Origin of the sequence: Flammeovirga pectinis (assembly GCF_003970675.1) — a bacterium.
Classification (GTDB): domain Bacteria; phylum Bacteroidota; class Bacteroidia; order Cytophagales; family Flammeovirgaceae; genus Flammeovirga; species Flammeovirga pectinis.
In genome coordinates this window covers 580,824-595,453 of the sequence record NZ_CP034562.1, presented here as the reverse complement: position 1 = coordinate 595,453, position 14,630 = coordinate 580,824, and the positions used below count along the sequence as shown (strand labels likewise).

11 protein-coding genes are annotated in these 14,630 nt (G+C 32.6%); 3 read left to right on the top strand and 8 right to left on the bottom strand.

From position 1 onward, the window contains the following. Nucleotides 1-40: 40 nt before the first annotated feature. On the bottom strand, nt 41-2,467 hold the full coding sequence (locus EI427_RS02445; RefSeq protein WP_126611231.1) for a heavy metal translocating P-type ATPase: 2,427 nt from the start codon (nt 2,465-2,467) through the stop codon (nt 41-43). A gap of 134 nt (nt 2,468-2,601) precedes the next feature. On the opposite strand from EI427_RS02445, the gene EI427_RS02440 reads away from it, so the two are divergent. Beyond that, on the top strand, nt 2,602-3,459 hold the full coding sequence (locus tag EI427_RS02440) for a DMT family transporter (RefSeq protein ID WP_126611229.1): 858 nt from the start codon (nt 2,602-2,604) through the stop codon (nt 3,457-3,459). Nucleotides 3,460-3,616: 157 nt separating this feature from the next. On the opposite strand, the gene ftsZ is transcribed toward EI427_RS02440, so the two are convergent. The 7 genes from ftsZ to EI427_RS02405 all read right to left on the bottom strand — a co-directional run bounded on the left by ftsZ (nt 3,617) and on the right by EI427_RS02405 (nt 13,708). Continuing rightward, a complete protein-coding gene (ftsZ, locus tag EI427_RS02435; protein ID WP_126611227.1) occupies nt 3,617-5,062 on the bottom strand; it encodes a cell division protein FtsZ in 1,446 nt (481 codons plus the stop codon). Nucleotides 5,063-5,252: 190 nt separating this feature from the next. After that, nucleotides 5,253-6,611 (bottom strand): cell division protein FtsA, encoded by a 1,359-nt coding sequence (gene ftsA, locus EI427_RS02430; RefSeq protein WP_126611225.1) that lies wholly within the window; start codon nt 6,609-6,611, stop codon nt 5,253-5,255. 137 nt (nt 6,612-6,748) lie between these two features. Continuing rightward, entirely contained in the window at nt 6,749-7,528 is a 780-nt protein-coding gene (locus EI427_RS02425; protein ID WP_126611223.1) for a cell division protein FtsQ/DivIB, read from the bottom strand. Between the two features lies 1 nt (nt 7,529). Next, nucleotides 7,530-8,903, bottom strand: coding sequence for a UDP-N-acetylmuramate--L-alanine ligase (gene murC / locus EI427_RS02420; protein ID WP_126611221.1), 1,374 nt, complete (start codon nt 8,901-8,903; stop codon nt 7,530-7,532). A 12-nt stretch (nt 8,904-8,915) separates the two neighbouring features. Next, complete coding sequence (gene murG / locus EI427_RS02415) at nt 8,916-10,034, bottom strand: undecaprenyldiphospho-muramoylpentapeptide beta-N-acetylglucosaminyltransferase (protein WP_126611219.1); 1,119 nt, start codon at nt 10,032-10,034, stop codon at nt 8,916-8,918. 141 nt (nt 10,035-10,175) lie between these two features. Then, the gene (locus EI427_RS02410; protein WP_126611217.1) at nt 10,176-13,106 is read right to left on the bottom strand and encodes a T9SS type B sorting domain-containing protein; all 2,931 of its coding nucleotides are present in this window, start codon (nt 13,104-13,106) and stop codon (nt 10,176-10,178) included. 92 nt (nt 13,107-13,198) lie between these two features. Further along, nucleotides 13,199-13,708, bottom strand: coding sequence for a DUF6702 family protein (locus EI427_RS02405; RefSeq protein ID WP_126611215.1), 510 nt, complete (start codon nt 13,706-13,708; stop codon nt 13,199-13,201). Between the two features lie 167 nt (nt 13,709-13,875). Here EI427_RS02405 and EI427_RS02400 point away from each other — a divergent pair, with 167 nt between their 5' ends. Together EI427_RS02400 and EI427_RS02395 are read left to right on the top strand one after the other, a co-directional pair. Then, nucleotides 13,876-14,250, top strand: coding sequence for a response regulator (locus EI427_RS02400; RefSeq protein ID WP_126611213.1), 375 nt, complete (start codon nt 13,876-13,878; stop codon nt 14,248-14,250). A 73-nt stretch (nt 14,251-14,323) separates the two neighbouring features. After that, nucleotides 14,324-14,614, top strand: coding sequence for a hypothetical protein (locus EI427_RS02395; protein ID WP_126611211.1), 291 nt, complete (start codon nt 14,324-14,326; stop codon nt 14,612-14,614). Nucleotides 14,615-14,630: the final 16 nt, after the last annotated feature.

The following is a 14,630-nucleotide window of genomic DNA, read 5'->3' as shown; positions in this document are numbered from 1 at the left end:
AAAAGCCCATTAATCACTTAGTTTGATTAATGGGCTTTTTTTATTTCCCTAACAACCGAGCACCACTAAATGTTGTTCCTAACATCCCTATTAACACAACAGAAATTGAACTCAAAGGCATTAAAATCGCTGCTATTATTGGGGACAAATTCCCTTGTACTGCATAAGACAACCCAAGAATATTATAAAGGAATGAAATTATAAACCCTACATATACCATGATTGTTGCAGCTTTAGAAAAACGCAAATACATTGCTAATTTCTTAACCTTATTCGCTGCTAAAATTCCATCGCAAGCCGGAGAAAACTGATGTGCATCTTCTGCTACTGCGATACCAATATTTGCTTGTTTTAAAGCTCCTGCATCATTTAGGCCATCCCCTATCATCAGTACTTTATCTCCTTTTTCTTGATTATCACTAATAAAGTTCATTTTATCCTGTGGTGATTGTTCAAAATGCATTGCCGTGCCCTTAGGAAAAATCTTTTCTAATTTTTTACGTTCAGAAGAATTATCACCTGATAATAATGAAATCTTATACCCTTTTGAATAAAGCTTTTGCATAAGCTTATCAATATCTTTTCTTAAGGATTGCGCTAAAGTAAACCTCCCTATCACCTTATTATCTATACAAACATAAGAAACCGTCTGAAAGGTTTTCTCCATATTTTTATCTGCATTTACAAAAGCTGCTTTTCCTAACTTAATTACTTTACCATCAATTATTCCTTCAATCCCAGAAGCTTCTACTTCTTTAAAGTTCTCTACTTCTATTTTTTTATCAAATGATATTAATGATTGAGCAATTCTACTACTTACAGGATGTGTAGATTGAGAGGTAACAGCATAAACAAGTGACTTCATTTCTTCAGAAAGCTCATCTCCTTCAAAATTAATGGCTTGTTCTTTTGCAGACGTTATGGTACCTGTTTTATCAAATACCAAATGATTAATGGAGGACATTTTCTCAACAGCCTCAGTATCTTTTGTAAAGAGACCAAATCTAGCCATTATCCTCATTGAATTTCCTAAAGCAAATGGAGCATTTAATGCTAATGCACATGGACAAGCAATAATTAATACTGATGTGAATGTATTTACCGCATGAGTAGCCCCATCAACAGACCACCAATAACCTCCTGCAATGCCTGCTACTAATAAAATAACAAGCGTAAACCATTTAGAAATAATATTCGTTTTTGTCTGAAGAAATGCTTTGGTATCTTCCTCTTGAAACGTTTGTTCATTCCATAATCGGGTTAAATAACTTTGAGAAACTTCTTTTGTTGTTTCTACTTCGATAACTCCACCGGTTTGTTTTCCTCCTGCATATAAACCATCTCCAGATATCTTTCTAACAGGTTTTGATTCTCCGGTAACAAAAGAGTAATCTATTTCTCCTATTCCTTTCTTTAAAATTGCATCTGCCGGAATAAGTTCACCATTTTTCACAACCAATGTATCGTGAACAGTTAATTTAGAAAGGGGTATATTTTCTTGAATTCCTTTTACAATACGTGTAACTGCAATTGGAAAATAGGATTTATAATCTCGTTCAAAAGAAATATTATCAAAGGTTTTTTGTTGAAACCACTTCCCTATTAATAGTAAGAAAATTAAGGCTCCTAAAGAGTCTAGATAGCCCGCTCCAGTTTCTGTAAAAATTTCGTATAAACTTCTAAACATTAAGGCCATTATACCTAAAGATATAGGCACATCAATATTCACACCTCCATGTCTAATTGCATTCCAAGCAGAAGTTAAATAATCTCTTGCTCCATAAAAGAAAACTGGAATACTCAACAACACATTTAGGTATCCAAACAACTCTATAAAACCCTGGTCTTCTACAGTTATTCCTAAGTATTCTGGAAAAGAAAGCATCATAATATTGCCAAAGCAAAAACCTACAACACCAAATTTTATATAAAAAGACTTCTCTTGTTCTCTAGATGCTTCTTTCTTTTTATTCTTCTCTAAATCTTCTAGATTAATTAATGGTTCATAACCCAAGTTGATCAGGAGCTCTACTAATGTCCTAAGTGTTAGGTTCTCTTCCGAGAAAGTGATATATATTTCTCTTTTTAAAAAATTGACTTTTGCTTCATGAACTCCACCGTGTAAAGCTGGTAATTTTTCTAGAAGCCAAATACATGATGAACAATGAATTTGTGGTAAGTAAAAACTTAACTTAGATACACCTCCGTCTGTAAAATCAATTAATTTTCTACGGATAGTTTCATCATCTAAATAGGCTAATTTATCTTTTTGGGATCTCCCTTTTTGACGAACTCCAGGTTGGTTATTTAATTTATAGTAATCAGATAAATCATTCTCTTGTAAAAGTTCATACACCATATGGCACCCATTACAACAGAAAGATTTGTCCTCCTCATTTTTAATTATTTCGTCAATGCAGTCCTCTCCACAGTGATAACAAGTTTCTAAATGTTTGTCTGAGTTCATGTCTAATTTGATCTGAGATTTATGCAATTTCGTTAGCAATTCTGAATTCTCAACTGATATATATCAATTGTGCGAGGATATTGACAAATAAAAACTAAAATTGTAACAAATTAGATAAATAGAATATTCAATTCATGAAAATACACATAGGTACTGGAGCTAAACAAATGCTTGCAGCAGCATTTGTTATGACTTCTATGCAGTTGATTGTAAAATCAATTCCACAAATTCCACCTCAAGAAGTTGTATTTTTCAGAGCACTTACTTCTCTTGTAATTAGTTATATTACACTTAAAAAAGCCGGTATCTATTTATGGGGTAGTAATAAGAAACTACTCTTTCTTAGAGGTTTTTTTGGTACAGTTTCTTTAATATTAGTCTTTGCTAGTTTTCAGAATTTACCCTTAGCTACAGCTGTAGTATTACAAAATTTAGCACCACTATTCACCGCTTTATTTGCAATGTTGTTTTTAAAACAGCCATTAAAGCCGCTTCAATTTTTATTTATGGGATTAAGTATAATTGGTGTTATTCTCATAAAAGGTTTTGACCCAAGAGTTGATCCTGTTTTCTTAACAATTGCCATATTAGGTGCTATTGGTTCTGCTGCTGCATATACAGTGATTGGTAAATTAAAAGGATTAGAAAATCCAGTTGTAGTTGTTTTCTACTTTCCTTTTGTAGCAGTTCCTATTACAGGTTTATGGACTTATTTTGAATGGGTTACACCGCAAGGAATTACTTGGCTTGCACTACTTTCGATAGGTATTCTTTCTCAAATTGGGCAAATATTACTGACAAAAGCCTATCAATCTGATGATGATGCAGCTACTGTATCAAGTATGAATTATACGAGTGTAATTTATGGTGCTTTGTATGGAATGTATTTCTTTGGTGAGTTCTTCTCTTTAGAAGTAATTTTAGGTATGCTTTTAGTTATAGCCGGAACGGTATTAAACCTTATCTACAAGTCATATACTAGTACTAAATAATTTAGTAGTAATCTATTATTCTAAATCTTATCAAGGTAAAGTATCACCTTAGGTTTCAAGATAAAAAAATTCTATTTAAGATAGGTGCCTACTTAAAAAGTATAAAAAAAACCTCATTGTATTCACAATGAGGTTCAAAATATATTTTTTAGAGTAATTACTCCGAATCTTCTTCTGAAGACTTATTTGAAGAATTCAGTTTTACACCTCTTCTTAAATAAGCTGGAATATCACGTAAGTCTTTCATGTCCTCACTTGTGATATCCTTTACAGATTCAAATTTCTTATAACTACTTAAATGCTGATCTTCTTCAGTCTCTTTAGATGAAAGTACATCTTTAGGTACTTCAGATTTCTCTTTTTTACCTGTATACTCATCATTTAAAGAGTAGATTACTTTTTTAGGAGTATCATCAACTTTTTCAACTTTTTCCAGGGGAGCCGCCGAAGTTTCTACTTTTTCAGGTACTTCTACCTTTTCTGTTTTTACTTCCGCAACAGGAGTTACCTCCTTTACCTCTGAGATTGGTTTAGGAGCATTTGATTGCGTTTTAATTCTTTGTGAACTACCTAAACTTGACTCCCCTTTGCTAAAAAAATTTTCAGCCGGTTTGTCATTTTCATCTTCTTCGAAGCCTGTTGCAATAACAGTAACACTAATTGCATCACCAAGCGATTCATCTTTAGCCACACCAAAGATAACTTCAGCTTCTTGACCTGCACGTTCTTGAATGTAACTAGTTACTTGCTCAAGTTCGCTCATATCTAAATCGTCATAATCACTTACAACAAGACTTAATAAGATATATTTCGCATTTGTAATATCAGTATTATTCAATAATGGAGATGCTATTGCAGATTCAGTCGCACGGATAGCACGGTCTTCACCAGACTCAATAGATGATCCCATTACAGCAGTTCCTGCATCACGCATTACAGTATTAACATCTTCAAAATCGACGTTAATATATGCATCAACAGTAATGATTTCAGCAATTGATTTTGCAGCTCTAGCTAATACATTATCAGCTTGTGCAAATGCTTCTCTCATTGATGAACGACCATATACTTCCTTCAATTTCTCGTTAAGAATTACAAGAACTGTATCACAGTGTTCTTTTAAATCTTCGATACCTTGAAGTGCTCTTCTCTCTTTAGGTTTTCCTTCAAATCTGAAAGGCATAGTTACTATACCTACAGTAAGGATATTTAAGCTACGTGCAATTTCGGCAATAACAGGTGCAGCTCCTGTACCTGTTCCACCACCCATACCAGCAGTTATAAAAACCATTTTAGTACCGTTTGAAAGGTACTGCTTGATTTCCTCTTTAGTTTCTAGTGCAGATTCTCTACCTACTTCAGGCTTAGCACCAGCTCCTAAACCACTAGTCAATTCCAAACCTAATTGAATTTTGTAAGGAACAGGACTTGATTCTAAGGCTTGTTTATCTGTATTTGCGATAAAGAAATCCACATCATGAATCCCCAATTCGTACATGTGGCGTACGGCATTACCACCGCCCCCTCCTACACCAATCACCTTAATGATTTTGTTAGCAGCAGGGTTGCTAGACATGTCAAACTCGTAGCTCGTCTCAGTCATAGACTTGAAAAATTTATTTTTCAATCAATCAATATTGATTGGTTATGTATTTCTAAAATATTATGCTAAAATAATAGCATTATTTGAAAGATTATAAATAATAAGGTACAATCTTTAACATCTTTCTTAAATTATAAATGAAAATAAGAAAAATTTAAGTGAATCGCTAAACGTATTAGAATAATACTATTTAATCTTTATAATCTTCTGTATCGTCATAATCGTCAATAAGCAAGTCTTTTGCTTTTTGAAGAAAGTCTGAAAATATATTTTTACCTCTTGCAGGGGAAGTATCAGCAACTTTAATTCTATCAGAAGTTGGTTCTTTAGGAACTGTTTCTCCACCTGTAGGTTGTTGATAAATACTTCTAGGTCTATCCAATTCTCTTTGATCTAACGCCTTAAAACCAGCCAATGCCAATCCTAATGCAGTAGAGAATTTAGGATCTTTTACCCTCTCAGATCTATCACTTTTACCTAAAAAAGCAGTCGGATAACCAATACGAGTATCCAAACCTATTTTGTATTCAAACAGGTGCTGAATATTCTTTAATTTTGAACCACCGCCAGTAAGTACTAAACCTCCTGCTAGTTTATCAAAATAGCCAGAATCTGCTAACTCTGCTTTTACAAGATCAATAATCTCTTCCATTCTTGCTTCAATAATATAAGCAAGATTCTTTATTGAAATCTCTTTTGGTGTTCTGTTATTAATACCAGGAATTTCCACTACTTCAGTATCTCCTGTTTCTACAGCCATAGACTGTCCAAAATTTACTTTTAATAGCTCTGCTTGATGCTGCATAACTGCACATCCCTGTTTAATATCAGAAGTGATTATATCACCTCCAAAAGGAATTACCGCTGTATGACGAATTATTCCATCGTAGAAGATCGCTATATCTGTAGTACCTCCTCCAATATCAATAATTGTTACACCTGCTTCTTTTTCTTCTTCCGTTAAAACAGCCATACTCGAAGCCAATGGCTCAAGCATCATTTGATCACACTCTAAGTTACTTCTTTCAATACATTTTTTAATGTTTCGAATAGAGTTACTATTTGCTGTTACAATATGAAAATCTGCTTCTAACTTTACCCCTGCCATTCCAACAGGATCTTTAATTTTCTCTTCGCTATCTACCGTGTAGTGCAAAGGTAAAACGTGTATAATTTCTGTACCAGGTTCTGTAATTACACGGTACATATCATTTGTCAATCTATCCACATCTGTTACAGAAATTTCATCTTCTTGATGTGGTAATGTTATACTACCATGCTGACGGAAACTTTTTATATGTTTACCCGCAACACCAACATTAACAACATTAATTTCAATCTGAGAATCGTTTTCTGCTTCAGTTATCGCCTGATCAATTGCTTCAGTAGTTTTAGCAATGTTACTAACAGTACCATCCCTCACCCCTTCAGATGTTGCATGACCTAGACCTAATATTTCCAATTGATTATATTCATTCATTCGCCCAACCACAGCACAAACTTTGGTTGTACCTATATCAAGCCCTACTATAATCTTTTCTTCTTGCATATTCAAATTGAATTTTTGATGAGTAACAAGTGGGTTTCTTTGTTTGTTGAATTTATCACTAAATCCATAAGTTGATTAAAAAGTCAAAATTTCTAATAATGTTATCAAAAAAGCAAATAAATCAAATTGATTTTTACTTAATTACAAACTATTTGACCTTCATACTGTAATTTAATTTTATTGTATACATTCCATCCTTTTGAGGAAACGATTGTATTATAATAAACCTTTAACTTACCCAGCTTCTGATTAAAATCGATTGGATACCCAAATTCAATTCTTTCTTTCCCTATTTGAGGGAAAGCTGTAATCGACATATCAGGCTGTAAATCCAATTGAGTAATCTGCGCATTCCAAAATCTATCGTTTGCCAACTTATTTACAAAATACAATAAATTTCTACCATACACTGTGTCTTTCCAATATTTTTCATCTAATAATCTATCTGCACCTCTACCTGTTATTAAAACAACTCGAGCTGCGTATTTCTTAGACAATCCTATTAGTTTACCTTCTTTATTGATATATGTAGATTTACCAGAAGCTGAAACCACCCTAGCTATTGGTCTATCTTGTTCAATATCAATCACTAAATTATCTTTAAGATCTTTAGAAACCTCTGCTTTTCTAACAAATTGAATATCGTTAAGCGATTGTTCAATATCTTTAATAGAAATTGCATCCATCTCTTTTCTATCCAAATTCATTTTAGAGATGGCATCCTTAATTTCTGTATCTTCTACAAATCTAGGTGCATCATAATTTGTCACATTAATAACAACCTCTCCGGTATTATTAAATTTATTTTTATTGGCAACCGTATACAAAATTGTAATAGCTATTATTACTAATAAAACTATTATTCCTGTTATGCCTTTTTGGGATTGAAATTGTTTGTAAAATTTATTTTTCTCCATCTTAAGAGTAAATTGAAGCTATTTCTTTAATAAAACGATCAATATTTCCGGCTCCAACAGTTGCTACAACTCGGTTATCTAATTGTTTTACTTGATTTATCAAATCGTCATCCATAACAATTCGTTTATTATCATGTGTAATCTTACCTAAAAGCATTTCAGAGTTTACACCTTCAACAAATTCTTCTCTAGCAGGGTATAAAGGTAAAAGCCAAACTTCGTCTGCTAATGATAAGCTTTCGCCAAATTCATCAGCAAAATCAGCAGTACGAGAATATAAATGAGGTTGAAAAATTACAGTAATTTTATCGTTAGGATATAATGCCTTTAAAGACTTTATAAAGGTAGTAATTTCTGTAGGATGATGTGCATAATCATCAACATAAACTTTATCTTTCGTTTCTACCCACTTCTCAAAACGTCTCTTTACCCCTCTATATGATTCAATTGCTTGTTTTATTTCACTTTCAGAAAGTCCAATTTCTAAAGCAATAGACATTGCCAATAGCGCATTTTCAACATTATGAAAACCTGGCATTTGAAGACCAATATTTAAGATCGATCTACTATTTCCAAAATTTGCATCAAAATAGAATTTTGCATCTTTTACCCTTAAGTTGTCTGCATAAATATCTCCACTGTCTATACCGTACGTTTTTGAATTAGAAGGATTTTGTCCTTTTAACTTTGATATATTGCTTTCTAAAAAGAGTTTTCCCTCTTCTGGAAGCTTATTAATAAACTCTTGAAATGATGAAAACACGGCAGCCTCATCTCCATAAATATCTAAATGATCTGCCTCACAACTTGTCACTCCTATTATATTGGGAGATAACTGAAGGAAAGAACGATCAAATTCATCTGCTTCTACGACTACTATATGGTCATCCTTTTTGCTATTTCCTAATAGCATATTTGTACCATAATTAGTAGATATTCCACCTAAAAAAGCCGAGCAATTTCTATTATTAGCTTCTAAAAGGTGTGACAACATAGATGATGTAGTTGTTTTACCATGTGTACCTGCAATACCAATTGTAAAACTTGTAGAAGTTATTATTCCTAATACTTCTGCTCTCTTCTTTATTGTAAATCCCTCTTTTTTCAAAAAGTTCATTCCTCTATGCGTCTTAGGAATGGCAGGTGTAAAAACCACTAGAACATCATTTTTAGGTAGTGTTAGCAGTTCTTTTGGCAAAGCCTCAACAGCATCATCAAAAACTACTTCAATACCTTCTTCTTGTAGCTGAGTCGTTAAATCAGTTGGTGTTTTATCATATCCAACTACTTTTGTTCCATTGGCATTAAACCAACGAGCTAAAGCACTCATCCCAATGCCTCCAATTCCTAAAAAATATATATAAGCAGGTAACATTTTATAGTTCTTTTAGTTCATTCGTTTGTAATGTGCTTCTGCAGCAGTAATAATATTCTGAGCGATATCTTTTGCCGCATTTGGCTTTGCTAATTTTAATATCTGAGTACTCAGTTCTTCTCTTTTCTTATCATCATTAGCCAATGCTAATACCTCATCAATAAGTACATCTCTTGCTTCTACATCTTTTACAAGAATAGCTGCATCTACATATACTAATGCATTTGCATTTTTAGTTTGATGATCTTCCGCAACATTTGGAGATGGAACCAATATAGTTGGTAAACCTGCCAAACATAATTCAGAAATTGATAATGCTCCAGCTCTTGCCACTACAACATCAGAAATTGCATAAACATTAGCCATATCTTTTACAAAAGGAACAACATGTAACCCTTCATTTTTTCTATTTCCAAACAACTGATTATACTTTTCGAAATAGTATTTACCAGTCTGCCAAATTACTTGAATATTTTGATCGAGTAATTTTTGTACTCCATTTGCCATACTTTCATTTAAAGTAAGTGCACCAAGACTACCTCCAAATATAAATGCTACTTTTCTATCACTAGAAAAACCCCATTGCTTAAACCCTTCTTCTTTTTTATCAGATAGGTCTGTAATATCTTGTCTAACTGGATTGCCTGTAAACTCAATTAAGTCTTTAGGGAAATAATACCCCATATCTGGATAAGCTACACATATTTTGCTTGCTCTTCCTCCTAAAATTTTATTTGTTAAACCTGCATATCCATTCTGTTCTTGAATAATTGTTGGAATCTTACGCGACTGTGCTCTCCACATAATGGGCCCACTTGCGTACCCCCCAACACCCACAACAGCATTCGGTTTAAAATCACTAATAACTGTACTTGCTTTCCATAAACTTTTAATAAGTTTTATTGGGAACGATAAATTCTCTAAAGTCAGTCTACGCTGGATACCACTAATTGGTAATCCTATAATTTCATAACCAGCTTCTGGAACTTTCTCCATTTCCATTCTCCCTTCAGCACCAACAAATAATATTTCTATTTCATTATTGATTTCTTTAATTGCATTCGCTATTGCAATTGCAGGATATATATGGCCACCTGTTCCGCCGCCGCTAATGATTATTTTTAAATTCATAGTTTCTGATCCAGAAAATTTCAATTGTATGTTCCTTCAAAATTAATAATTGATAAGAAATACAAACCATTAAATACAGTAAAAGTATCCCTTTTGAGGATACTTTTACAAAAATAGGATTATTTTATAAACTGATCGACTTTATTGTGAAGTAGACGAATCTTTACCTCTTAATATTACAAAAGAGCCCTTTATGTTCACTTTTTCATCACTTTCATCAAGTCTATAATTGACAAGCTCACCTTGATAATAATAATTACCAGGTTCTACTTCATTTCCATTTCTATCTTTACCATCCCAATTAATTTCAATGTCTCCATTATTATCTTCTGAATCGTATACATAAATTACTTGACCCCATCTATTGATAACAGAAAATCTAATGCTTTTTGTAAATCTTGGACACCTCATTGGTATTAAAGTATCGTTAAATCCATCATTGTTTGGGCTAAATGCATTTGGCATTTCATAAAAAACACAATTATCTTGTTCTATAATGTTACTCAACTCACTCTCGTTACCAGAATCATCAACGGCAGTAACTGCATAAACTCCTGCTACATATTCTCTATCAATCATATCGTACAAAACAGTTTCTGTTAATGGTTTTCCTGCAGGATGTTCAAAAGTATCATAAGGAGCTCCAAAATCAGATTTACGGGATATTCTTCTCGGAGAGAAGTAAACATTGTATCGAACAATATCATCATCACAATCTCCTCCTAATTGATTTAACCATGATAAATTGACAGTAAATCTATCCTTAGAGCAAGTATTACTACCATTAGAAGTGATTGGAGATGCACAGCTATCTTTTAAGAAAGGAATACCATCTTCATAATTTTTCAATGATAAAATTGGTGGACAAGGAGGTATTGTATCTAATAACTCTACTGTAATTTCTTGTGTTCTATTCACTAATGGTTCTGGTAAGAATGGAACTTCAAAAGAACCAATAGTTGATACATAATAAGAATATAGTTTTTTATCATCTAGAGGAATAGAATTACCTCTATCTGTATATCTTAAACCATTCTGATTTACAAAAACACTATCATATAAAGTATAACTAGGCTGATCTCCTTCTATCTTTCTATATATATAATGGTAGACACCTACAGTATTCGTTGCTACGACAATAGAATCCGGAGTTAAATTCCATGGAACATTACCATCCCAAGAAAGATCTACAAAATCTAATCCTGCATCTGCTTTTAGCCTAATATTGGTAGCAATATAAGTTGTATCAGTTGGTAAATTATTTTCTAATAACTCAATTCTATATTGATATTGTATTTCTTCAGTATTTAATAAGTTATCAACATAAGATGTATCTTGATTTGATTGAGGTGACCCATTTAATTTCACATAATCAACATCTTCTAGAATCTGGTCACCTTCTCCTCTATACACATTATAAGTAACTGTATTTATATTAGCTACATCTAAAGGAACTGTCCATTTTAAATTGATTCTTCCATCATCCGTTCCTGTTTGATCTACATCTACATTAACAATGTATTGAGAATCAGGAATAAAAGCACAAGCTTCTAAAGAAGCAATACTTTCTCCACCTTCAGGAGGAGAAAAAGTAGCATAAATTCTATAACAATAATTTGCACCCTGGCTCACAGTTCTATCTGTAAAACTAGTTTCTGTAGCATCTACTTTACCAACATATTGGTATCCTGTCCATGATGGCAAACCTGTTTCGCAAACAGGATTAAAATCTAAGGAACCTATTTTTCTATATATATAAATTTCATCAGCTCCTGAGCAATTATAAGCATCCCATGAGAGCGAAACTTTTGTATCATGTTTAGCTAATTCTGCAGAAGTTGAAGGTACTGCCTGTAGGTTTTCTGGAGCTGCACCAATTACTGTAACATTCCAGTTTTCTAAAGTACCTAGTTGTGTATTTCCTGCTTGAGGTTTATCTTTTGCTTCAAAAGTAATTTTATAAGGTTGCTGTCTTACATCTGTACATTTTGGGCTCCAACTAAATTGCCCTGTTGCATTTTGTTGATTAGAACCCGAGATTGTTACGTTAAAATTCATATCTGAATAAGGTACAATCTTTACTTCATCACTTTTCTGTGCTATTTCTAATTCGATAGGGTGTGGCCCCCAATCAATTGTTGAGTCTGGATTATAACAAGGTGCTTGATCTTGATCATACGCCAATATTGTTTTAAATAAATCAGAACCAACAACAACACAGGTATCATTTTGAGGTTCAATAATTGGTCTCAAGTTTAATGGATCAGTAATAATAACCTGCATATCCCTGTTTACTGCTCCAATCTTAATTCCATCTCTCCATTCTTCTACAAAAAAGGCAACATTATATTCTCCCGGCAAAAAAGGAGTATCCCAAATTAAATCACCTGTTATTTCATCAATATAAAATAAAGCAGGCTGTGCACACTGTTCTGTAAATTTAGACCACTCTTCATTTGGATCATCAGGAAATCTATAGTTTTGAACAGGTGTATCTTTTCCTTGTAAACAAACAGTTAATCTGTAAGATAAACTATCTCCATCAACATCATAAGCACCTGCATTATGAATAAACCTTTGTCCAACAGCACCTTTAATTACTGGTGGAATTAATAAGAAGGGCGAACTATTTAACCCTAATACAGGATTAATCATAAATTCGGATTGAATAAAAAATGGTGTTTCAGAAGAAATTTCCATGTTTCGTACACCTGGATTTCTATTCCTTTCAAAATAGCTCACTTTAAACTTACCAGAAGAGGGAAAAGTGTGCCTTGTAGTGTATTGAATAATTTCTGTTTCTCCATCTTCAGTAAAACCTAAAGACCTTGGAGATACGCTTACAGCTTCTGTTCCATCGCCAAAATCTACTAGACCTTCACCGGCTTGAACACCAGTTACATCTCTATATAGAATTACTGTTGCTTCATATTCTAATGAAACATCATTTGTTCTTCTTAAAGTTAAATCACCTGCACGAATGTGAGTTGCCAAAGATTGCAAAGGGCTAAGTATACTTATGAACAATAGTGCTAACAAGTAGCTAATTTGCTTATATGTTTGTCTTTTCATACTAATAATATGAGGAGTATCTTTTCAGGTTCAGTCTTGATTCTCTAATTTAGTTATTTAATATACAATTTTAAACCATCATAAGTCAACGATTACCACTGAATTATTTCGGTTATTTTTTTTTCATCAAACAACCAACTTACTTTATCATCATTACAAGTAAGATGTACCATATTTCTTTGGTCATTATGTACAGCTAATAAAACTGTATTTTTAACTTCCAAAGCCTTAATTTTTTTAATTTTAGTCACTTCCATGTAAATCCAAATTGCCTGTATATCATGCTTTGGGTCAGTTTCTCTTCCTACCCACTTTAACATCACTTCTTTCTCATTTACTTTGAGTTTGATATGTTGCTGAAAATATTTAGCCAACCATGTATCGCTATCTTGATGTTCTTTATCAGTATATAAAAAAAGTTTAGGACCACCCATTAACTCAATTCCATCTTCTAAATCATCTATAAATACTTTTTGGGCAATCTCAATACTATTTGATTCAGAATTGTAATTTACTTCACTTACGCTTAAATGAATGGGGTGAGCAAATACTGATGAAATAAGAACTAAAATGAGAACAAAGGGGAACATTGAATATTTCATTCTAAAATGGCTTAGGTCTAAAAAAATTACATGAATAAATGTATTATAGCATTTATTATTTTTATTTTTGATATATAGTTTGTAGCTTTTTAAATGTTCTTTACACGAACTACAAAATCTAAATTATACTACATAATTCTATAATCCATCTGAAACTATAATTACAAATGGGAAAAAAAATACTAGTAGCTGAAGACAGTTCAGTTATACAAAATATCACTAGAAAAGTACTTCAATTTCAAAACTACGAAATTATTTCAGTTAAAAATGGTCAGCAAGTACTTGACAAGTTAGAACAAACTGATTTTGACGCTATTCTACTTGACATTAATATGCCTGTAATGGACGGCATGGAATGTGCTCAAAAAATTAGGGCTTTAGACGATTCGTCTAAAAATAGTGTACCTATTGTTGCTATTACTGGCAATGCTAAGAACTATAGCATGGACGATTTTAAAGCTGTTGGAATAAACGAATACTTACCAAAGCCATTAAACTTTGATAATTTGGTTAACGTTGTAAACAAAGTCACTAATAACTAATATTAGCGGCAAACTATTCCAAAATTTTCAACTGAATAAGCTACATTGCAATGTAACTTATTCAGTTTTTTTTATGTCAGTTAAAAAGACCAGTTTAAAGCCTACCAAAGGGCTTCAGGTAAAATTAGAAGATCTATTTGCAGAAACAGACTTTAACCTTAGGTACGAAAAGGGAAGTTTTAAATCGGGCTATTGTCTAATTAAAAATGCGAAAGTGGCCATAATAAATAAATATTATAGCCAAGAAGGTAAAATTCAATCTATGATTGATATCCTGAAAGAAATTGACGTTGATATATCACAACTCAGTGAGAAAAATAGCATACTTTACGAAACTGTTACTGCAGAAGACTTTTCTATATAGTAGCAAATATGATTTA

Excerpts from the sequence above, each read along its gene's own strand:
- EI427_RS02425 (WP_126611223.1), bottom strand. The coding sequence starts at position 7,528 with ATGGAGAAAAATAAATTTTACAAACAATTTCAATCCCAAAAAGGCATA.
- murC (WP_126611221.1), bottom strand. The coding sequence starts at position 8,903 with ATGTTACCTGCTTATATATATTTTTTAGGAATTGGAGGCATTGGGATG.
- ftsA (WP_126611225.1), bottom strand. The coding sequence starts at position 6,611 with ATGCAAGAAGAAAAGATTATAGTAGGGCTTGATATAGGTACAACCAAA.
- EI427_RS02440 (WP_126611229.1), top strand. The coding sequence starts at position 2,602 with ATGAAAATACACATAGGTACTGGAGCTAAACAAATGCTTGCAGCAGCA.
- EI427_RS02400 (WP_126611213.1), top strand. The coding sequence starts at position 13,876 with ATGGGAAAAAAAATACTAGTAGCTGAAGACAGTTCAGTTATACAAAAT.
- murG (WP_126611219.1), bottom strand. The coding sequence starts at position 10,034 with ATGAATTTAAAAATAATCATTAGCGGCGGCGGAACAGGTGGCCATATA.
- EI427_RS02405 (WP_126611215.1), bottom strand. The coding sequence starts at position 13,708 with ATGAAATATTCAATGTTCCCCTTTGTTCTCATTTTAGTTCTTATTTCA.
- EI427_RS02445 (WP_126611231.1), bottom strand. The coding sequence starts at position 2,467 with ATGAACTCAGACAAACATTTAGAAACTTGTTATCACTGTGGAGAGGAC.
- ftsZ (WP_126611227.1), bottom strand. The coding sequence starts at position 5,062 with ATGACTGAGACGAGCTACGAGTTTGACATGTCTAGCAACCCTGCTGCT.
- EI427_RS02410 (WP_126611217.1), bottom strand. The coding sequence starts at position 13,106 with ATGAAAAGACAAACATATAAGCAAATTAGCTACTTGTTAGCACTATTG.
- EI427_RS02395 (WP_126611211.1), top strand. The coding sequence starts at position 14,324 with ATGTCAGTTAAAAAGACCAGTTTAAAGCCTACCAAAGGGCTTCAGGTA.